Source organism: Streptomyces sp. NBC_00271 (assembly GCF_036178845.1).
Lineage (GTDB): Bacteria > Actinomycetota > Actinomycetes > Streptomycetales > Streptomycetaceae > Streptomyces.
The window spans coordinates 4,440,178-4,458,829 of sequence record NZ_CP108070.1 but is presented as its reverse complement, the minus strand read 5'-3'; the positions used below and the strand labels follow the sequence as shown (position 1 = coordinate 4,458,829).

Below are 18,652 nucleotides of genomic sequence, written 5' to 3'. Positions count from 1 at the left end.
CGTCGCATTTCGGCGCAATACTTACGGAGAGTGACAAGAATGATGATCATTCTTATGTGCGCAATGAACGATAGCCTACACGAGCGTGAACAACGACAGTCATGAAGGCGACCACCACGAACGACCCCGCCGTGTACGCCACCTCGACCCGGGTTCGCAGCGGAAGTGAACTGAGCGTGACCGCCACCAGTACCGCCGTTCCTGTGATCCACGCCATGAGTTGCATGCGCGCACCGCCGCTCGTCAGCAGCGCCTGACCCAGCACCATGGCCAGCATGTACAGCGTCGTGCCGAGCGAGAGCCAGGCGAAGTCGATCGCATTCAGCACGTCCGGCGCCCCGAACACCGCCGGCAGCAGAGCCGGTCCCAGCGCCACCGCGCCGATGCCCCCGGCCACGCCGAGTCCCCCCGTGGCCGACACGGCCCGCAGCAGTAGCTGTCGATACCCCTGGGTGTCTCCCTCGGCCGCGGCCGACGACAGACCCGCGAGCAGCGACACCTGGAAGGCGCCGAAGACGAACAGCGGCACCCGGGCCAGGACCAGGGCGGACAGCAGCGCCGCGACCAGCGCGTCGTTGTCTGTCGAGATCAGCTTCGTGCTGATCACCGCGATGTTGACCAGCAGCTGGGCCAGGAGCGTGGACCCGACGAGCAGCCCCAGGTGCTCGATCAGGTCCCGCCAGTGTGCCGGCGGCCCCTGTCGCGAGCCCTGGAACACCGGCCCGATCGTGGCGAGCACGGCCAGCAGCGGAGCCACCGTGAGCACCGCCGCGAAGGCGAACGCCGAGTGCACCCCGGCCACCGCGAGCCCTCCCGACAGCACGACCCGCAGCAGGCCGTCCAGACCGAGCTGTGTCCCGTAAGCCTGGAAACGGCCCAGCCCGGCGAGGACGCCCCGCGTCACATACGCGATGGCCAGCGCCGTGAACGCCCCGCCGAGCGCGAGGACCAGGCTCGTGTTCCCGTGGAAGAACACATCGGCGAGCCGATGCGCGAACAGGGCGAGAGGTATGAGCACCACCGCGAGCAGCCCGAGGGAGAGCAGCGCGCCGCGCCGCAACACCGGCAGCGCCCCGTCGCCGCGCACCGCACGGCCGGCCACGATCCGGGTGATCTCCTGCTCCACCGGGAAGAACAGCCCCAGGCCGATGGAGAAGACCACGGTCCACAGGACCGAGAAACTCGCCATGTCGTCGACGGCGAGCGAGTGGCCCGCCGCCGCGAGATGGACGTAACTGGCGACCCCGAGCACCGCCGTCCCGGCGCCCACGAACGCGGTGCCCTGAGGCAGTGCCGTGGTGATGCGGTCGAGTAGGCTCACGCGCTGGTCCGCTCGCCTGGAACGATCATTTTCAGGGCCTCGCTGAGTTGATCGCGCCAGTGCGGCTGAATCGCCACGCCCGCCTCGGCCCAGCGGTCGTGCGCGAGCACGCTGTACGCGGGGCGAGGGGCCGGCCGCACGAACTTCTCCGAGGTCGTCGGACGCACCCGCTCCGGGTCGAGACCGGTCAGTTCGAACGCGGCCCGCGCCAGGTCGAACCAGGTGCCCGTGCCGGACGCGGTGCCGTGGTACACGCCCGCCGGAGCCCCGCCCGCCATGGCCGCCTCGCCCAGCTCCGCGATCTGGCGGGCGAGTGCGACGGTCCAGGTCGGCTGGCCGCGTTGGTCGTCGACCACGTCCACGGTCTCGCGCCGGCCGGCCAGGTTCAGCATGGTCGCGACGAAGTTGCGCCCGTGGGCGCCGTACAGCCACGCCGTGCGCACCACGTAGCCGCGCTCGGGCAGCAACTCGGTCACCGCCCGTTCGCCGACGAGCTTGCCGCGTCCGTAGGCGTTCACCGGCGAGGCCGGGGCGTCGTGCGGGTACGGCTCGGCGGCGTTTCCGGGGAAGACGTAGTCGGTGGAGACCTGGATCAGGACGGCTGCGCTGTCCGCGCACACCTCGGCGAGCACCCGCGGACCCTCGCCGTTGATCCGGGTGGCCGCGGCCTCCTCGGATTCGGCGCCGTCCACGTCGGTCCACGCGGCCGCGTTCACCACGACGTCGTGACCCGCCACTGCGGCGCGGACCGCGGCGGCGTCGGTGATGTCCAGCTTCTGGCGGGTCAGCGCGGTGACGGTACCCGCCCCGCGTACCGAGAGCACCTCGGCGAGGTCGCGGCCGAGCATGCCGCCCGCGCCGGTGATCAACCAACGGGTCATGCCGGAAGCGCCGCCTTCGCCTTGAGCGGTTCCCACCAGGCGCGGTTCTCGCGGTACCACTGGACGGTGTCGGCCAGGCCCTGTTCGAAGGTGACGAGCGGCGTGTAGCCGAGCTCCTCCTGGATCTTGGCGATCGACAGGGAGTAGCGAAGGTCGTGGCCCTTGCGGTCGGCGACGTGCTCGACCATGTCCCAGCCCGCCCCGCACGCCGCGAGGAGCATGCCGGTGAGCTCCTTGTTGGTGACCTCGGTGCCGCCGCCGATGTGGTATGTCTCACCGGCCCGGCCGCCGCGCAGCACCGCCTCGATGCCCCGGCAGTGGTCGGAGACGTGCAGCCAGTCGCGCACGTTCAGACCCTCGCCGTACAGGGGCACCTTCCTGCCGTCCAGCAGGTTCGTGGTGAACAGCGGGATCATCTTCTCCGGGAAGTGATACTGCCCGTAGTTGTTGGAGCACCGGGTGACCACGACGTCCATGCCGTGCGTGCGGTGGTACGACAGCGCCAGCAGGTCCGATCCGGCCTTCGAGGCCGAGTACGGCGAGTTCGGCGCCAGCGGCCAGTCCTCGGTCCACGAGCCTTCGGCGATCGAGCCGTACACCTCGTCCGTGGACACGTGCACGAACCGGCCCACGCCATGGCGCTTCGCGGCGTCGAGCAGCACCTGGGTGCCCAGCACGTTGGTGGTCACGAAGGGAGAGGAGTCCGCGATCGAGCGGTCCACGTGGGATTCGGCGGCGAAGTGCACCACCGCGTCCTGGCCGCGCATCACGTCGTCGACCGTCGCGAAGTCCCGGATGTCGCCGTGGACGAACGTGTAACCGGCCTTGCCGGCGACCGGGGCGAGGTTCTCCTCGTTGCCGGAGTAGGTCAGGTTGTCCAGGACCGTGACCTGGGCGCCCTCGCCCGAGGGTAGCTCGCCGAGAAGCAGTGCCCGCACGAACTGTGAACCGATGAACCCGGCACCGCCGGTGACAAGAATTTTCATAACAGTCAATTATTCTATAGGGCGCGGTTCACCGGCCCTTCTCGCGGCAGGGGTGGCGGGAGGAGTCTGCGCACTGCCGTAGGCTGCGGGCCCATGCGTGGAATTCTGCTCGCCGGTGGTACCGGTTCCCGACTGTGGCCGATCACCCGTGCCGTGTCGAAGCAACTGATGCCGGTCTTCGACAAGCCGATGATCTATTATCCGTTGTCCACTCTGGTGATGGCCGGGCTGCGGGACATCCTGATCATCACGGGCCCGGCCGAGCGCCCCCAGTTCGAGCGGCTACTGGGCGACGGGTCCGACGTCGGGCTGAACATCCGGTTCGCCACGCAGGAGCACCCCAACGGAATCGCCGAGGCATTCGTCATCGGTGAGGGATTCATCGGCGACGATTCCGTGGCGCTGATCCTCGGCGACAACATCTTCCACGGCGCAGGCCTCGGCCGGCAGCTCGCCCGCTACCGCGAACCCCAGGGCGGCGTGGTCTTCGCCCACGCAGTCTCCGACCCGACCGCGTACGGCGTCGTCGACTTCGACGAGCAGGGCCGGGCCCGCTCGATCGAGGAGAAGCCGCAGAACCCCAAGTCCCGCTACGCGGTGCCGGGCCTGTACTTCTACGACAACCGGGTCGTCGAGATCGCCAAGGGCCTCAAGCCGAGCGGCCGCGGCGAGCTGGAGATCACCGACGTCAACAAGTACTACCTCGACCGCGGCGAACTCCAGGTCTCGGTCCTCGACCGTGGCACCGTCTGGCTCGACACGGGCACGTTCCAGTCCCTCGTCCAGGCGTCCGAGTACGTGCGTGTGGTCGAGGAGCGTCAGGGCATGAAGATCGGCTGCCTCGAAGAGGCCGCCTGGCGCGCCGGGTTCATCGACGACGCTCGGCTGCGTGCACTGGCCGAGCCGCTGACCAAGAGTGGGTACGGCGACTACCTGCTCGACCTGCTCGCGTACGAGGCTTGAGAGAGGACGGGAACGGTTCCATGAAGGTGAACCCCCTTGGCATCGAGGGCGCCTGGGAGTTCGTCCCCCAGCAGCACGGGGACGCCCGCGGCCTCTTCCTGGAGTGGTACAAGGCCGAGCACATGGCCGAGGCCGTCGGCCACCCGCTCGATCTGAAGCAGGCCAACCTCTCCGTGTCCGCCGCCGGTGTCGTGCGCGGCATCCACTTCGCCGACGTGCCGCCCGGCCAGGCCAAGTACGTGACCTGCGTGCGCGGCGCTGTACTCGACGTGATCGTCGACGTCCGGGTCGGCTCGCCGACCTTCGGCCGCTGGGAGGCGGTGCGCCTCGACGACCACGAGCGCAAGGCCGTCTACCTCTCCGAGGGCCTCGGCCACGGCTTCTGCGCGCTGACCGACGACGCCACCGTCACTTACCTCTGCTCCGAGGGGTACGCTCCCCAGCGCGAGCAGACCGTGCACCCGCTCGACCCGGCGATCGGCGTCGAGTGGCCGGTCGCGGGCGAACCCGAACTGTCCGCCAAGGACGCCCAGGGCCCCACGCTGGCCGAGGCCCGCGAGGCGGGGATCCTGCCGGTGTACGAGGAGTGCGTGGCCTTCCGCGCCGCGCTGGCGAACCGGGATTGAGCCCTCTCCAGCAGAGGCCCGGCTGACCCTCAGAAGCAGCCGGGCCTCTGCTTTCGGGGCGCTCGCTTCCTCTTCTCCTCCCCAGAGTTCCTGTCCGACCGGCAAAACAGGAGGGCGGCGTCGCCCGACGCTCGCGTAGCCTGCGAGGCAGCGCCGTCGCGGGGGAGCACGCGGCGTGAGGGACCGCCGAGTGAGGACGACGCAGGTGACAGTGGCAAGGCAGCGCGTGGCGGAAGCCCGCAGGATCGTCGTCAAAGTGGGCTCCTCGTCGCTGACCACGGCCTCGGGCGGCCTGGACGCCGACCGGGTCGACGCGCTCGTCGACGTCCTCGCCAAGAGCCGCAGCGGGGGAGAGAAGGAGATCGTCCTCGTCTCCTCCGGAGCCATCGCCGCCGGTCTCGCCCCGCTGGGCCTGCGCCGCCGCCCCAAGGACCTGGCCCGCCAGCAGGCCGCCGCGAGCGTCGGCCAGGGGCTGCTCGTGGCCCGCTACACCGCCTCCCTCGCCCGCTACGGCGTCCGCGTCGGCCAGGTGCTACTGACCAGCGACGACATGAGCCGCCGTGCCCATCACCGCAATGCCTCCCGCACCCTCGACAAGCTCCTCGCGATGGGCGCCCTGCCGGTCGTCAACGAGAACGACACCGTCGCCACGGACGAGATCCGCTTCGGCGACAACGACCGGCTCGCCGCGCTCGTCGCCCACCTCGTACGGGCCGACCTGCTGGTCCTGCTCTCCGACGTGGACGGCGTGTACGACGGCGACCCCAGCAAGCCCGGCACCTCGCGGATGGCGGAGGTCCGCGGACCGGAGGACCTCGCGCACGTCGACATCGGCACCGCGGGCAAGGCGGGCGTCGGCACTGGCGGCATGGTCACCAAGGTCGAGGCGGCCCGGATCGCGGCGGCCGCGGGCATCCCCGTGGTGCTCACCTCCGCCGTGCACGCCGCCGAGGCCCTCGCGGGCGGCGACACCGGCACGTACTTCCACCCCACCGGCAAGCGCTCCGCCGACCGGCTGCTGTGGCTGCAGCACGCCTCGACCCCGCAGGGTGCGCTCGTCCTGGACGACGGTGCCGTGCGCGCGGTCGTCGACCGGCGCACCTCGCTGCTGCCGGCGGGGATCGCGGCCGTCGAGGGCGACTTCACCGCGGGCGACCCCGTCGAGCTGCGCGACAGCACGGGGCGGGCGGTCGCACGGGGTCTGGTGAACTTCGACGCCAAGGAGATCCCCCAGCTCATCGGGCGCTCGACCCGCGAGCTGGCCCGCGAGCTGGGCCCGGAGTACGAACGCGAGGTCGTACACAGGGACGACCTCGTGCTCCTGCATCCGTAAGACGCCTGTTCCGCACCACCTCTGAAACAGCTGTCCAGTACACCCGTAAAAGGCCGATTCTGAGGCCCCCGCCGGGGGACGTTGTGTAAAAGCGCCACACGGCGGCTGCCCACCTGCTCAACTTTGTTGCGGGGAGACCCCGATGCAGCCCGATGCAGTACGACGATCACGGACCATTGCGGACCATTGCGAAAAGGAGGCCGTCGTGAGACGAGTGCGCCCTGGGGCGGCGGCGTCCCGCGGCGGTGCAGCCTCCCGGGCGGGTGGTCCGGCTTCCCGCGCGGCGGGCGAGGAACGGGCCCTGACGAGCGTCGCGGCCGGTGACACCTACGAGGGCGAGAGGCCGGCCGACCAGCCCCGGCTGTGGCACGTCACGCTGAGCGTCTCGGGTGGCGAGGCCCCGCTGAAGGAGGTCAGGCGTGCCCTCGAACAGCTGGCCCACGACCACCCGTTCCTGCTGACCAGCCGCTACGCCAACGACCACGCGGAGATCCGCTACTGGGAAGAGGCCCGCGACCTGCACGACGCGGCGGCCGTCGCCCTGCGCCTGTGGGGCGAACACCGCCAGACCGCCAAGCTCCCACCCTGGGAGATCGTCGGCCTTGAGGTCATCGACCGCGAGACGTACCACCAGCGGATAGCGGAGGGGTATGGGCCACTTCCGGCCACTCCGGTCGGAGTCCATCCCTTTTGACCCTGTCTCGGGGTGTGGGACAGCCGCTGGACGGGTCCGTCCGGCGCACTACCCTTCCGATATGACCACGCTCTCGCCGTACGACTCGATGTCCCCGGTCACGCAGGCCGCCTACCGCGCCAAGGCCGCCGCCGCCGATCTCGCACCCCTGCCGCGGGCCGAGAAGGACGACGCGCTGCTCGCGATCGCGGACGCGCTGGAGGTCCGTACGAGCGAGATCGTCGCGGCCAACGCCAAGGACATCGCGCGCGCCCGCGAGGCAGGCACCAGCGAGACCGTCATCGACCGGCTCACGCTCACGCCCGAGCGCGTGCGTGCGATCGCCTCGGACGTGCGGGACGTCGTCTCGCTGCCCGATCCGGTCGGCGAGGTCGTGCGCGGCTCGACCCTCCCGAACGGCATCGACCTGCGCCAGGTCCGCGTCCCGCTCGGTGTCGTCGGGATCATCTACGAGGCCCGCCCGAACGTCACGGTCGACGCCGCCGCCCTCTGCCTGAAGTCCGGCAACGCCGTCCTGCTGCGCGGCTCCTCCTCGGCCTTCGAGTCGAACACGGCCCTGGTCCGGGTGCTGCGCGACGCCGTGGGCGGCGCCGGACTGCCCGCCGACGCCATCCAGCTGGTGCCCGGCGAGGGCCGCGAGTCGGTGCGCGAGCTGATGCGCGCCCGCGGTCTGGTCGACGTCCTCATCCCGCGCGGCGGCGCCTCGCTGATCCGCACGGTCGTCCAGGAGTCCACCGTCCCCGTCATCGAGACCGGCACGGGCAACTGCCACGTGTACGTCGACGCCAACGCCGACCTCGACATGGCGATCGACATCCTGATCAACTCCAAGGCGCAGCGGCCCAGCGTGTGCAACTCCGCCGAGACGCTCCTCGTGCACCAGGACATCGCACCCGAGTTCCTGCCGCGCGCCCTGGACGCCCTCGCGGACGCCGGGGTCACCGTGCACGCCGACGAGCGCGTCCTCGCCTACGCCAAGGACTCCAAGGCCACCGTCGTCGAGGCCACGCCCGAGGACTGGGAGACCGAGTACCTCTCGTACGACATCGCCGCCGCCGTCGTCGACTCGCTCGACCGGGCCGTCGAACACATCCGGCTGTGGACCTCGGGCCACACCGAGGCCATCGTCACCACCTCGCAGCAGGCCGCCCGCCGCTTCACCCAGTTGGTGGACTCCACCACGGTCGCCGTGAACGCCTCGACCCGCTTCACCGACGGCGGCCAGTTCGGCTTCGGAGCCGAGATCGGCATCTCCACGCAGAAGCTGCACGCGCGGGGACCGATGGGGCTGCCGGAGCTGACGAGCACCAAGTACATCGTCACGGGCGACGGACACATCCGGCGCTGAGCCCGCGCTCCGCGTGAGCCGCGTCTCGTCAGGCGGATGAATTTCCATACCGTCTGCCCAAAATGACCCCCCAGGTCTACTCTGGATCCGTGCCGGAGGACGTGGGGGGCACGCCGTTCCCTGACGGCTGGGAGCCCGACGACGACCGCGACCGCGGGGGTGCGGACGAAGAGTTCGCCTCCGTGGTCTTCGACGAGGACTTCGTACGTGCGGCGGTGATCCATGAGCCGACCGCCGTCGAACGCCTCCTAGCAGCCGCGCAGGCCCGCGCGGAGGCCTCAGAGGCCGAGGCGCGCCGGGCGCACTCCCGGGGTGCCCGCGGCGACGACGAGCGCTACGAGGACGGGTTCGGGCCCGACGGCCCTGGCGATTTCGGTCATGACCCGGACCTGGACGACCTCGACGACACCGAGATCCTCGAAGGCCGCTACGGAGCGCCGGGCCCGTACCGCAGATACGGCAGGGCTTACGGAAAACAGGCCCGCTGGCACCGCCCCGTTGCCTGGGTGCTCGCCCTTGTGATGGGCGTCGGCATGGTCGCCCTGGCCTTCACGGCGGTCTACCGGGGGGCCTCCTCGGGCCGCCAGGACCAGGTCCCGCCACCCGCCTCCACGGGCCTCGAACAAGGCCAGGACAAGGTCACCGGCACCGGCCCCTCCGCTTCGGCCGAGTACTCCCATTCGGCCGTGTCCGCGGTTCCCCGAACGCCCTGACGCCCATGGCGCCCGCGCCGCCCGTGACGGCCCTTCGAACATTCTGGCGATCGCGACAGGCCTTGGCGATCCTGGTGAGAACCTGTCAGAAGTTGTCGTGTACCACGGCGTTTACCTGAGCTCCCAGAGACCTACCCTGAAGGTATGGGCGGGCCTGGAGACCCACCTGAGGGGACACCCGAGGGCGCTCCCGCTGGTGGAGAGGACGAATACCGATCCGTCGTCTTCGACGAGTCGTTCGTCCGTGCTGCCCGCCTCCAGGAGTTCTCCGCGCAGGAGCGGATGGCCGACCACGCCCCGGCTGTACGCCGCCGTCCCACCCTCCAGCGCGGTCTGCCCCGGCAGGCGCTGATCCTGGTCCTGCTGATCGCCGTCGCCTTCGGCACCGCGATCTACATGGGCGTGCGGCACCCGTACCAGACCCCGGCCGCCCAGCCCCCCGAACCGCTGCGGATGACCGTCATACCCCTCGCGCCCCAGACCGCCGTACCGGGGGCCACGAGCGCCGAGGAGCTGTACGCGCACAGCCCGGCCGCCCAGTTCGCCGTCGGCGCCGACGGCATCGCGCTGCCCGCCTACCGGCGCACCGCGCACTTCTCCGACAGCCAGGTCGTGGCCGCCCTGACCACCGCCAAGGACTACCTCGTGAAGTCCTCGCTCGACCCGGAGGTACTCACGGGCGTCACCAACCGGCCCGTGCGGATCCTGCTCGCCCCCCAGCAGCTCGACCAGTTCGACCAGAGCTTCGACCACCCGGCCGCCGACGGTCGGCACGCGCCCACCGGCTGGCTGGTCCGCTTCGACCCCACCCGCGCCCAGCTCGCCGACTCCAGGATCAGGGTGCAGGGCACCCTTCAGGCCGCCGAGTTCGACTCCAGCACCCTTGAGGTCGTCGCCGACCACACTTTCGTGTACGCCTTGAAGCCGGCCGGCTCGGACCCCAACGCGAAGGCCTCGCTGTTCACCGTCCGGCGCGAGCTGCAGTTCCGCTTCGACCGCGACGACCTGCGCATGCACCAGGCCGAGGTGGTCGTCTCCTACGTCCAGGCCGGACCGCTCGCCTGCTCCGAGGACTCGGCGACCCATCTGCATCCGCTGCTCGCGGGCCAGACGGCGAAGGCGGGCGGCCCGGCCGGCACCGACCCGTACGCGACGGGCAGCGCGACGGCACTGTGCGGCTCACTGGCGACGAGCTCGCAGCCGAGGGTCTGACGGGTCGTCCCCGGCTCCCGTGCGTGTCAGTCGTCGTCCTCGGGGGTGCTGTCCCGGGGCGGCTGGTCCTTCGGCGAGGTCCGGTCCTCGGCGGCGGTCTGGTCCTTCGGGGTGCCGCCGGCGAAGCCTCCGAACCCGCGTCGCACCCGCCCGCCGAGGTCGCCCGCGCCCCCCGCGATGTCGCTGACCAGCTTCATCAGCGGGTCCTTGGAGTTCTTGACGTCCGTGGCGTAGCTCGCCGCCGACTGCCGGAAGGAGTCGGAGACCGAGGTCTCATTGTCCTCGGTGCGCCGCGGATAGTGACCGTCCATGATCCGCTGGTAGTCGCGGGACTCGGCCCACTTCTTCAGCTCGGCGGCGCGCACGGTGGTGAAGGGGTGTGTGCGGGGGAGGGTGTTGAGGATCTTGAGTACGGAGTCGCGCAGATCGCCCCCGGCCTCGTACTCCTCGGCTTGCTCGAGGAACGCGTCCACGTTCATCTCGTGCAGGTGATTTCCTCCCGCGAGCTTCATCAGGCCGCGCATCGAGGCCTTCAGGTCCTGCCCGACGAGGAGCCCCGCCCGGTCGGCCGACAGCTCCGACTTGCGGAACCACTCGCGCAGCGCGGTCACGATCGCCATGATCGCGATGTTGCCCAGCGGGATCCAGGCCACCCGGAGCGCGAGATTGGTCAGGAAGAGCAGGATCGTGCGGTAGACGGCGTGCCCGGAGAGCGCGTGGCCGACCTCGTGCCCGACGACGGCCCGCATCTCCTCCTCGTCCAGCAGTTCGACGAGCCCGGTCGTCACGACGATGATCGGCTCGTCCAGGCCGATGCACATCGCGTTCGGCTGCGGGTCCTGGGTGACGTACATCGGCGGGACCTTCTCCAGGTCCAGGATGTGGCAGGCGTCCCGCAGCATCGTGTTGAGGTGCGCGAACTGGGCGTCCGAGACGCGCACCGAGTCGGACAGGAACAGCAGCCGCAGGCTGCGCTCGGGCAGCAGGCCGCTCAGGACCTTGAAGACCGTGTCGAAGCCGCTGAGCTTGCGCAGGGCCACGAGAGCCGAGCGGTCCGCCGGGTGCTCGTAGGTGCGCGAGGAGATCCCCTCGAAGCGCCTGCGCTGCCTGCTCGGCACGTTCTCGTGCCCGTTCTGCTGGTGGCCGTTGTCGGACATGTGTTCCCCCATGTGCGTCTGAGTGCCCTATGCGCCCCCAAGGCACGGCCCAGCCTAGGCGGAGATAACGTGGACGGGCAGTACAGAGAAGGAGTCCATCGCCATGGAGCACATCCCCGCAGCCGCCTGGCTCACCGAGGCCGCGAACGCGGCAGACAAGCAAGGCCCGGGCAATCTGCTCCGTGTCGTGCTGATCGTGATGATCGTCGGGGTGGGCCTGACCGCCTGGTTCCTGCTGCGCGGGTACAAGCGGGACGACTGACGCGGGTACACGTGGGACGGCTGACGCGAGTACTCGCGGGACGGCTGAGGCGCAAGCGGGACGGCTGACGCGGGGACGAGCCGGACGACCGAGGTTGTGTCGCCCGGGGAGGCCGGAGCAACCGGCGTCCCCAACGGCGGAGTCGGCGTGATCGCGACCGAGCCCCCCGCATACGATGGGACGACGTCTTTATCCCGCCCACACCGGATAGGTCCTGCCGAGATGAGCTTCCACAGCACCGCTGCACAGTTGGTCACCGTTGCCGCCGAGGGCGAGCAGGGGGGCAACCACGAGAGCCTCAACCCGTTCCTGACCGGCGGTGGCGCGCTGTTCGTGCTGCTCCTGCTGCTGTGGATCACCACGCGTTTCAACCGCGACCGCTGAGCCTTTTCGGCCGTTCGGAGCCGTCACGGGGACCCCTGTCGGGCGGAGCCCCTCGACCGGGCCGGTAGGGTCTGCACGCATGGGAGAGCAGGACATGCCTACCGGTCCGGCGAGTGACACGGAGGGCGGCGCCGTCGGCGGCGCCGCGGGTGACGCGCTCGGCGGCCCAGTGAGAGGCGGGGCGAGCCGGCTGACGACCGGCCCCAGGAACGGCCCCTCGAATCCGGGCAAGCGCCGGCTCGGCGTCATGGGCGGAACGTTCGACCCGATCCACCACGGGCACCTCGTGGCGGCCAGTGAGGTCGCCGCGCAGTTCCACCTCGACGAGGTGGTGTTCGTGCCGACCGGGCAGCCGTGGCAGAAGTCCGACCGGAAGGTCTCACCGGCCGAGGACCGCTACTTGATGACGGTCATCGCCACCGCCGAGAACCCGCAGTTCTCGGTGAGCCGCATCGACATCGACCGCGGCGGCCCGACCTACACCACGGACACCCTGCGCGATCTGCGCGCCCTCAACCCCGACACCGATCTGTTCTTCATCACCGGTGCCGACGCGCTCGGTCAGATCCTCACCTGGCGGTACGCGGAAGAGCTGTTCTCCCTCGCGCACTTCATCGGAGTCACCCGGCCCGGTCACACTCTGACCGACCCGGGCCTCCCCGAGGGCGGCGTCTCGCTGGTCGAGGTTCCCGCGCTGGCCATCTCCTCCACAGACTGCCGTGCGAGAGTCGCCAAGGGCGACCCCGTCTGGTATCTGGTGCCGGACGGTGTGGTGCGCTACATCGACAAGCGTGAGCTGTACCGCGGCGAGTGAGGCGAGTGAGCCGAGAGGGGCACCGGTGAACGACCGATACGACGGATACGCGGGCGGCGACCAGTACGAGCTCGTCGGCTACGACGAGTTCGGGCAGCCTGTGTACCAACAGGTGCCGCCCCAGCAGCCCCCACAGGGCTACGACCCGTACGCACAGCCGCAACAGCCCCAACAGCACCAGGGCTACGGCTACGACCCCTACGCGACCGGCGCGGGGGGCTATGACACCGGTCAGCAGCAGCCCGTGTCCTCGTACGACACCGGTCAGCAGACCGCGGTCCCCGCCTACGACCCGTACGGAGCCGGCACGTCCGGCGCCGCCGGGACGACGCCGTCGTACGACCCCTACGGGCAGACGGTGCACACGGGGCAGGCCGGTCAGGCCGGGCAGACGGGGCGGGCCGGTCAGGCGGGTCAGTCCCGGAGCGGGACCGGCGCCGCGAGCAGGAGCACCGGGCAGCAGCCCCGGGTCGCCGAGCAGACCGCCTACATCCCGCAGCAGGCGCGCCCCGCGGAGGAGAACGAGCCCCGGGCCGACCGGGACTACCGCACCGAGCAGTTCGCCTTCGTCGAGGAGCAGGAAGCCGAGCCCGAAGACGTCATCGACTGGCTCAACTTCACCGAGAACCGTACGGAGCGCCGTGAGGAGGCCAAGCGCCGCGCCCGCAGCAGGGTCGTCGCCCTGGGCGTGGTGCTCGCCCTGGTCGTGGTCGGCGGCGTCGGCTACCTCTGGTACGCGGGGAAGCTGCCCGGCACCTCCTCCGGCGGCAAGTCCGCCGCGACGACGGCCACGGGTGCCCAGAACCGCGATGTGATCGTCGTCCACCTGCACAACACGAAGGGCGGCGGCACCTCCACGGCGCTGCTCGTCGACAACACCACCACCAAGCAGGGCACCACCGTCCTGCTGCCCAACTCCCTTGCCCTGACGGACGACAGCGGCTCGACGACCACGCTCGCCAAGTCCGTCGGCGACGACGGCTCCTCCGGGACCCGGGACGCGATCGACACGGTGCTGGGGACCAATATCCAGGGCACCTGGCGCCTCGACACTCCCTACCTCAACAACCTCGTCGACCTCGTCGGCAACATCGACCTCACTACCAACGCCGATGTCCCGGACCCCGACGCGAAGAAGAAGGGCGAGGCGCCCCTCGTGAAGAAGGGCGAGAACCAGACCCTCAGCGGCAAGATGGCCGTCGCCTACGCCACCTACCGGGCCTCCGGCGAAGCCCAGAACGCGCAGTTGGAGCGGTTCGGACAGGTCATGCAGGGCGTGCTGCGCAAGCTGTCCTCGGACAAGCAGGCCGCGACCACCACCGTGCAGACCCTGGCGCAGATCCTCGACCCCTCCCTGACCGACCAGGACCTCGGGGCCTTCCTCGCCAAGCTCGCCGACCTCGCCAAGGGCGGCGACTACAAAACGGCGCTGCTGCCCGTACAGCAGGACGGCACCCTGAGCGAGAGCGCCACCAACAGCGTGGTCAAGGACGTCCTCGGCGGCACCGCCAAGAGTCCCGACGCCGGTGCCGCCGTCCGTGTCGGCATCAAGAACGCCACCGGGAACAAGGACGCCACCGAGAAGGCCCGCGTCGTCCTGGTCAACGGCGGCTACACCTTCCTGGACTCCGGCACCTCCGCCACCGCCCAGAGCGTGTCCCAGATCACGTACACCGACGCCGCCAGGAAGGACGACGCCATCGAGGTCGCGAAGACCCTCGGCCTGCCCACCAGCACCGTGAAGAAGGGCAGTGGCTCGTCCAACGCGGACGTCTCGGTGGTCCTCGGCCAGGACTACAAGGTGACCACCTCCACCGGGTGATCACGGTGACCACTCCACTGGACGATCGCGAGGAGTGGTCGCGGGTGACCCTCCGGAGCGGTCGGCGCCACGTCCCGGGGTCCCCGGGACGTGGCCACGGAAACGCGTGGGGCGCCGTCGGCGGTCCGTGAGACCCTTGAGTCATTACTGACCGCCGACGGAAAGCCGCGTAGTGACCGCCACGGACCGCTCCATCGAGCTCATCACCACCGCCGCGCAGGCGGCCGCAGACAAGCTCGCGCACGACATCATCGCCTACGACGTCAGCGACGTTCTCTCGATCACCGACGCCTTCCTGCTGGCGTCCGCCCCCAACGACCGCCAGGTCAAGTCGATCGTCGACGAGATCGAGGAGCGGCTGAACAAGGAGCTCGGAGTCAAGCCGGTGCGCCGCGAGGGCGACCGCGAGGCCCGCTGGGTACTGCTCGACTACGTCGACATCGTGGTGCACGTGCAGCACAGCGAGGAGCGTGTCTTCTACGCTCTGGAGCGGCTGTGGAAGGACTGCCCGGAGCTTGACCTGCCCGCCGACGCCAAGGCCACCCGCGGCAAGGCCGCCGAGCACGCCAAGCTGCAGGCCGAGGAGGACTCCGTCGAATACGGGGAGCTGCGGTGACCGCGGCGGGCGCCGAGGCGGCCAGGGCATCCGCCACGGGTGACGACCAGGCGCAGCGACAGCCGACCGTCGCGGGCGTCGAGGCCGGGGAGAAGCCAGGTCGCGGTCGCCGCGTCATCCTGTGGCGGCACGGCCAGACCTCCTGGAACGTGGATCGCCGCTTCCAGGGCACCACGGACGTCGAGCTCACCGAGACGGGCATCGGCCAGGCCCGCCGTGCCGCCCGGCTGCTCGCCTCGCTGAAGCCCGACGTGATCGTCGCCTCGGACCTCCAGCGCGCCGCGAACACGGCCGCCGAGCTGTCCACGCTCACCGGCATCGGCGTCATCCACGACGAGGGCCTCCGCGAGACCTACGCGGGCGTCTGGCAGGGCCTGACGCACGAGGAGATCATCACCCAGTACGGCGACGAGTACGCCGCCTGGAAGCGTGGTGAGCCGGTGCGCCGCGGCGGCGGCGAACTGGAGACCGAGGTCGCCGACCGCGCCGCCCCCGTGGTGCTGCGCCACGCCGACAAGCTCCCCGAGGACGGCACCCTCGTGGTCGTCAGCCACGGCGGCACCATCCGCACCACCATCGGGCGCCTGCTCGGCCTGGAGTCCCGGCACTGGGAGAGCCTGGGCGGCCTCTCCAACTGCTGCTGGTCCGTCCTCGGAGAGGGCGCACGGGGCTGGCGGCTGCTCGAGCACAACGCCGGCACACTGCCGGAGCCGGTGCTCGGCGACGACGACTGAGCGGCCCCCTGTCCGGCCCCGGGGGCCGGGCGGGACCGGATTTCACTTTCTGGCAGGTCGCAGGCTAAAGTTCTTCTTGTTCGCCCCGCCGGGCGGGAAGAACACAAGGGGCTATAGCTCAGTTGGTAGAGCGCCTGCATGGCATGCAGGAGGTCAGGAGTTCAATTCTCCTTAGCTCCACAGATCAACTCTCTTGAGTTGTCAAAGATCAGCACAGATCAGTGATGAGAATCCCGTTCCTTTCGAGGGGCGGGATTTTTTCATGTCCCCCAGGTTGTCGGTGACATGGGCGACATCGGTCCCAGGGATGCCGTGGCGGCCGCGAGTGACGGTGGCCACAACCGCTCCCGTCGCTCGCGCAGAACCGCCAGCCCCTTGCGCGCCCTCTCGTCGTCCGGGGTGTAGGCGACGATCCGGCACTCCGGCATCCCGTCGATGGACAGCGACACCGAGGTCATCCGCAGTTCGCCCACCGCCTCATGGCGGAACGTCTTCACACGCGGTCCCGGCGGGAGGACGTCCCCGCCCGCCCACAACTCCGCGAAGCGCGGGCTGGCGGCCGACAGCCCGCGTATGTAGTCCTCCCAGGCGGGCTCGCCGACATGTCTGCCGTACGCGGAGCGCAGCGTCGCCACCATCAACGGCAGTTCGCTGTCCCGGAACACCACGGGGCAGCCGGGCTCGGGCACGGTGAACAGGGTCCACAGCACGTTGGGAACGCCGATGTCGAGCGTCTGCGGCACGAAGAACAGGTCGCGGTAAGGGGGGTTGGCGGCCAGGATGTCGTACCGCGAGTTGTAGACCGCCGCAGGGCGCGGATCGAGGGCGTCGATGATGCCCTGGATCTCCGCGCTCACGGTCTGCGCGGGGAGCTCCGGCTCGGACTCGTAGGGCACTTCGGCCAGGTGGTACAGGTGCTCCCGCTCGGTCTGATCCAGGCGCAGGGTGCGTGCCACCGCATCCAGGACCTGAGGAGAGGCGTTGATGGGGCGGCCCTGCTCCAGCCATGTGTACCAGGTCACACCGACCCCGGAGAGCTGCGCGACCTCTTCGCGGCGCAGACCCGGCGTGCGGCGTCGCAAGCCCGGGGGCATCCCGACGTCGGCGGGTGTCACCCGTGCCCGCCGGCCGCGCAGAAAGCCGGCCAGCTCCGGCCTGCGACGCTGTGTCGTGTTCATCGGCTTCACTTCCCCCGTCTTCCATCGTGCGCGCCGAACCCGTCCGCTGCCAGGTGCTGTCAGTACCAGCATCGGCGGGCTCTCGGCACCCGTATCCGGCCGCCGCCAGGCTCGGAGCCATGACGACGACAACCCCCGCGGGCCCAGGTCCCGCAGCGGATTCAAGTCCTGCGACCAGTAAAGCCCCCGGCACTGACAATCGCCCCGGACGGCTGCTCGCGGTCGTGCTCACAGCCCAGTTCATGGCACTGCTCGACGTTTTCATCGTGAACGTCGCCGTGCCCACGATCGGTTCCGAACTCCACGCGACCGGCGCTGGAATGCAGTTGGTGGTCGCCGGATACTCCATCGCGTACGCCGTACTGCTGATCACCGGCGCGCGCCTCGGCGACCTGCTCGGCCACCGCCGTGTCCACCTCGCCGGGCTCGCGCTGTTCACCGCGTCCTCGCTGGCATGCGGACTCGCCCGGGGAACCGGGGAGTTGATCGCCTTCCGGCTGGTGCAGGGCGCCGGTGCGGCCGTGATGATCCCGCAGGTGCTCAGCCTGATCCAGCGCCACTTCACCGGCGAGGCCCGGGCCCGTGCCCTCGGCGCGTACTCCGCCGTCGTCGCGACGGGAGCCGCGGCCGGACAGGTGCTGGGTGGCGTCCTGATCAGCGCCGACCTGTTCGGCACCGGCTGGCGGCCGGTGTTCCTGGTCAACGTGCCCGTGGGCCTCGTACTCCTGGCCGTCGGCCACCGCGTCCTGCCCCGGGACGTCCCCGGAGCCGTGGAGCGCTCACGCGGCCTCGACCTGCCGGGCCTCGTCCTGCTCGGCGCCGCCGTGTCGCTGCTCACCGTGCCGCTCGTGCTCGGTCAGGAGGAGGGCTGGCCGCTGTGGTCCTGGCTGTCGCTCGGCGCGGCCGCGATCCTCTTCACCCTTTTCTGTCTGTACGAGTCCCGGCTCGCCCGGCGGGGTGGAGCACCGCTGATTTCACCCCGGGTGCTGCGCCACCCCGGCATGGGCCTCGCGGTCTTCCGCCTGCTCGCGGTGATGGCGGTCAACGCGGGTTTCCTGTTCACTCTGACCCTGCACGTTCAGGGCGGCCTCGGGTACAGCGCGCTGCGCGCCGGGCTCACCGTCGCGCCGACCGCGGTGGTGTTCGGCCTGGTCGGTCTGACCTGGCGCGACTGGCCGGCCGCTCTGCGAGGTGTCCTGATCCCGGTTGGCTTCGCCATCGCCGCCGTTTCAGTGGCCGGCGTCGGAGCCGTGCTGAAGGGCGGGGGCGACGGCGGTTTCTGGCTGTACGTGGCGTTCGCGGGCATGGGGACCGGTCTGGCGCTGGGCTTCAGCCCCACGCTGACCAGGGCTCTGGCCACGGTGCGGCCCGAGGACGCGGCGGACGCCAGTGGACTGCTCGCGACGGTCGCCCAGCTCGGTCAGCTGATCGGTGTCGCGGCCTTCGGCACACTCTTCTTGAACCGACTTGAGTCACTTGGGGCTCCGGGGGCGTATACCTCTGCGGACGCGCTCCTCATGTGCACGTATGCGCTGGCCGCGACGGCCACGTCGGGTGCTGTGTCCGGACTGGTACGAAGGCGTCGCTGACCGTATTGCTCCGGCCGTG

19 protein-coding genes and 1 tRNA gene are annotated in these 18,652 nt (G+C 70.3%); 15 read left to right on the top strand and 5 right to left on the bottom strand.

The window, feature by feature from the left end; all coding sequences use genetic code 11:
- Positions 1-52: 52 nt before the first annotated feature.
- From OG798_RS20725 to rfbB, 3 genes are read right to left on the bottom strand one after another with little or no spacing between them, the layout of a single operon-like run.
- Positions 53-1,321: a hypothetical protein gene (locus OG798_RS20725; protein ID WP_267061752.1), complete on the bottom strand. Its 1,269-nt coding sequence runs from the start codon at positions 1,319-1,321 to the stop codon at positions 53-55.
- Positions 1,318-2,202, bottom strand: a complete 885-nt coding sequence (rfbD, locus tag OG798_RS20720) for a dTDP-4-dehydrorhamnose reductase (protein WP_267061750.1) — start codon at positions 2,200-2,202, stop codon at positions 1,318-1,320. Before rfbD ends, OG798_RS20725 begins: the two co-directional genes overlap by 4 nt.
- Positions 2,199-3,188 (bottom strand): dTDP-glucose 4,6-dehydratase, encoded by a 990-nt coding sequence (rfbB, locus tag OG798_RS20715; protein WP_267061749.1) that lies wholly within the window; start codon positions 3,186-3,188, stop codon positions 2,199-2,201. The genes rfbD and rfbB overlap by 4 nt, the downstream gene beginning before the upstream one ends.
- 93 nt (positions 3,189-3,281) lie before the next feature.
- Between rfbB and rfbA the strand changes: the two genes are divergently transcribed.
- From rfbA to OG798_RS20680, 7 genes are all read left to right on the top strand, one after another.
- The gene (gene rfbA, locus OG798_RS20710) at positions 3,282-4,151 is read left to right on the top strand and encodes a glucose-1-phosphate thymidylyltransferase RfbA (RefSeq protein WP_267061748.1); all 870 of its coding nucleotides are present in this window, start codon (positions 3,282-3,284) and stop codon (positions 4,149-4,151) included.
- Between the two features lie 20 nt (positions 4,152-4,171).
- Positions 4,172-4,777: a dTDP-4-dehydrorhamnose 3,5-epimerase gene (gene rfbC, locus OG798_RS20705; RefSeq protein ID WP_382136989.1), complete on the top strand. Its 606-nt coding sequence runs from the start codon at positions 4,172-4,174 to the stop codon at positions 4,775-4,777.
- Between the two features lie 226 nt (positions 4,778-5,003).
- The gene (gene proB / locus OG798_RS20700; protein WP_267063828.1) at positions 5,004-6,110 is read left to right on the top strand and encodes a glutamate 5-kinase; all 1,107 of its coding nucleotides are present in this window, start codon (positions 5,004-5,006) and stop codon (positions 6,108-6,110) included.
- 214 nt (positions 6,111-6,324) lie between these two features.
- Positions 6,325-6,804, top strand: coding sequence for a hypothetical protein (locus tag OG798_RS20695; protein WP_095854711.1), 480 nt, complete (start codon positions 6,325-6,327; stop codon positions 6,802-6,804).
- Positions 6,805-6,865: 61 nt separating this feature from the next.
- Positions 6,866-8,152 carry a glutamate-5-semialdehyde dehydrogenase gene (locus tag OG798_RS20690; protein WP_095854712.1) on the top strand — a complete coding sequence of 429 codons (1,287 nt, stop codon included), beginning with the start codon at positions 6,866-6,868 and terminating at the stop codon, positions 8,150-8,152.
- Between the two features lie 89 nt (positions 8,153-8,241).
- Entirely contained in the window at positions 8,242-8,865 is a 624-nt protein-coding gene (locus tag OG798_RS20685; protein WP_438948384.1) for an SCO2584 family spore wall biosynthesis protein, read from the top strand.
- A 144-nt stretch (positions 8,866-9,009) separates the two neighbouring features.
- Positions 9,010-10,077 carry an SCO2583 family membrane protein gene (locus tag OG798_RS20680; RefSeq protein WP_097225964.1) on the top strand — a complete coding sequence of 356 codons (1,068 nt, stop codon included), beginning with the start codon at positions 9,010-9,012 and terminating at the stop codon, positions 10,075-10,077.
- Positions 10,078-10,103: 26 nt separating this feature from the next.
- On the opposite strand, the gene OG798_RS20675 is transcribed toward OG798_RS20680, so the two are convergent.
- Positions 10,104-11,234 (bottom strand): M48 family metallopeptidase, encoded by a 1,131-nt coding sequence (locus OG798_RS20675; RefSeq protein WP_328757498.1) that lies wholly within the window; start codon positions 11,232-11,234, stop codon positions 10,104-10,106.
- A 103-nt stretch (positions 11,235-11,337) separates the two neighbouring features.
- Here OG798_RS20675 and OG798_RS20670 point away from each other — a divergent pair, with 103 nt between their 5' ends.
- The 7 genes from OG798_RS20670 to OG798_RS20640 all read left to right on the top strand — a co-directional run bounded on the left by OG798_RS20670 (position 11,338) and on the right by OG798_RS20640 (position 16,046).
- Positions 11,338-11,496 carry a hypothetical protein gene (locus OG798_RS20670; protein ID WP_095854716.1) on the top strand — a complete coding sequence of 53 codons (159 nt, stop codon included), beginning with the start codon at positions 11,338-11,340 and terminating at the stop codon, positions 11,494-11,496.
- Positions 11,497-11,718: 222 nt separating this feature from the next.
- Positions 11,719-11,880, top strand: coding sequence for a hypothetical protein (locus tag OG798_RS20665; RefSeq protein ID WP_095854717.1), 162 nt, complete (start codon positions 11,719-11,721; stop codon positions 11,878-11,880).
- A gap of 247 nt (positions 11,881-12,127) precedes the next feature.
- On the top strand, positions 12,128-12,694 hold the full coding sequence (nadD, locus tag OG798_RS20660; protein ID WP_248297702.1) for a nicotinate-nucleotide adenylyltransferase: 567 nt from the start codon (positions 12,128-12,130) through the stop codon (positions 12,692-12,694).
- Between the two features lie 25 nt (positions 12,695-12,719).
- On the top strand, positions 12,720-14,516 hold the full coding sequence (locus OG798_RS20655; protein ID WP_328757497.1) for an LCP family protein: 1,797 nt from the start codon (positions 12,720-12,722) through the stop codon (positions 14,514-14,516).
- A gap of 172 nt (positions 14,517-14,688) precedes the next feature.
- On the top strand, positions 14,689-15,132 hold the full coding sequence (gene rsfS / locus OG798_RS20650) for a ribosome silencing factor (RefSeq protein WP_095854720.1): 444 nt from the start codon (positions 14,689-14,691) through the stop codon (positions 15,130-15,132).
- A gap of 116 nt (positions 15,133-15,248) precedes the next feature.
- Positions 15,249-15,866 (top strand): histidine phosphatase family protein, encoded by a 618-nt coding sequence (locus tag OG798_RS20645; RefSeq protein WP_328760058.1) that lies wholly within the window; start codon positions 15,249-15,251, stop codon positions 15,864-15,866.
- A gap of 107 nt (positions 15,867-15,973) precedes the next feature.
- Positions 15,974-16,046 (top strand) — tRNA-Ala (locus OG798_RS20640).
- A gap of 80 nt (positions 16,047-16,126) precedes the next feature.
- Here the strand turns inward: OG798_RS20640 and OG798_RS20635 are convergent.
- Positions 16,127-17,044, bottom strand: coding sequence for a helix-turn-helix transcriptional regulator (locus tag OG798_RS20635; protein ID WP_095858079.1), 918 nt, complete (start codon positions 17,042-17,044; stop codon positions 16,127-16,129).
- A 119-nt stretch (positions 17,045-17,163) separates the two neighbouring features.
- Here OG798_RS20635 and OG798_RS20630 point away from each other — a divergent pair, with 119 nt between their 5' ends.
- Positions 17,164-18,633 (top strand): MFS transporter, encoded by a 1,470-nt coding sequence (locus OG798_RS20630; RefSeq protein WP_443053800.1) that lies wholly within the window; start codon positions 17,164-17,166, stop codon positions 18,631-18,633.
- The last annotated feature ends 19 nt before the right edge of the window (positions 18,634-18,652 follow it).

What these genes read in the sequence shown, in the direction of transcription:
- OG798_RS20635 (WP_095858079.1), bottom strand. Translation starts at nt 17,044, where the DNA reads ATGAACACGACACAGCGTCGCAGGCCGGAGCTGGCCGGCTTTCTGCGC.
- rfbA (WP_267061748.1), top strand. Translation starts at nt 3,282, where the DNA reads ATGCGTGGAATTCTGCTCGCCGGTGGTACCGGTTCCCGACTGTGGCCG.
- rfbC (WP_382136989.1), top strand. Translation starts at nt 4,172, where the DNA reads ATGAAGGTGAACCCCCTTGGCATCGAGGGCGCCTGGGAGTTCGTCCCC.
- OG798_RS20690 (WP_095854712.1), top strand. Translation starts at nt 6,866, where the DNA reads ATGACCACGCTCTCGCCGTACGACTCGATGTCCCCGGTCACGCAGGCC.
- nadD (WP_248297702.1), top strand. Translation starts at nt 12,128, where the DNA reads ATGGGCGGAACGTTCGACCCGATCCACCACGGGCACCTCGTGGCGGCC.
- OG798_RS20675 (WP_328757498.1), bottom strand. Translation starts at nt 11,234, where the DNA reads ATGTCCGACAACGGCCACCAGCAGAACGGGCACGAGAACGTGCCGAGC.
- rfbD (WP_267061750.1), bottom strand. Translation starts at nt 2,202, where the DNA reads ATGACCCGTTGGTTGATCACCGGCGCGGGCGGCATGCTCGGCCGCGAC.
- rfbB (WP_267061749.1), bottom strand. Translation starts at nt 3,188, where the DNA reads ATGAAAATTCTTGTCACCGGCGGTGCCGGGTTCATCGGTTCACAGTTC.
- OG798_RS20680 (WP_097225964.1), top strand. Translation starts at nt 9,010, where the DNA reads ATGGGCGGGCCTGGAGACCCACCTGAGGGGACACCCGAGGGCGCTCCC.
- OG798_RS20630 (WP_443053800.1), top strand. Translation starts at nt 17,164, where the DNA reads ATGACGACGACAACCCCCGCGGGCCCAGGTCCCGCAGCGGATTCAAGT.
- OG798_RS20665 (WP_095854717.1), top strand. Translation starts at nt 11,719, where the DNA reads ATGAGCTTCCACAGCACCGCTGCACAGTTGGTCACCGTTGCCGCCGAG.
- OG798_RS20670 (WP_095854716.1), top strand. Translation starts at nt 11,338, where the DNA reads ATGGAGCACATCCCCGCAGCCGCCTGGCTCACCGAGGCCGCGAACGCG.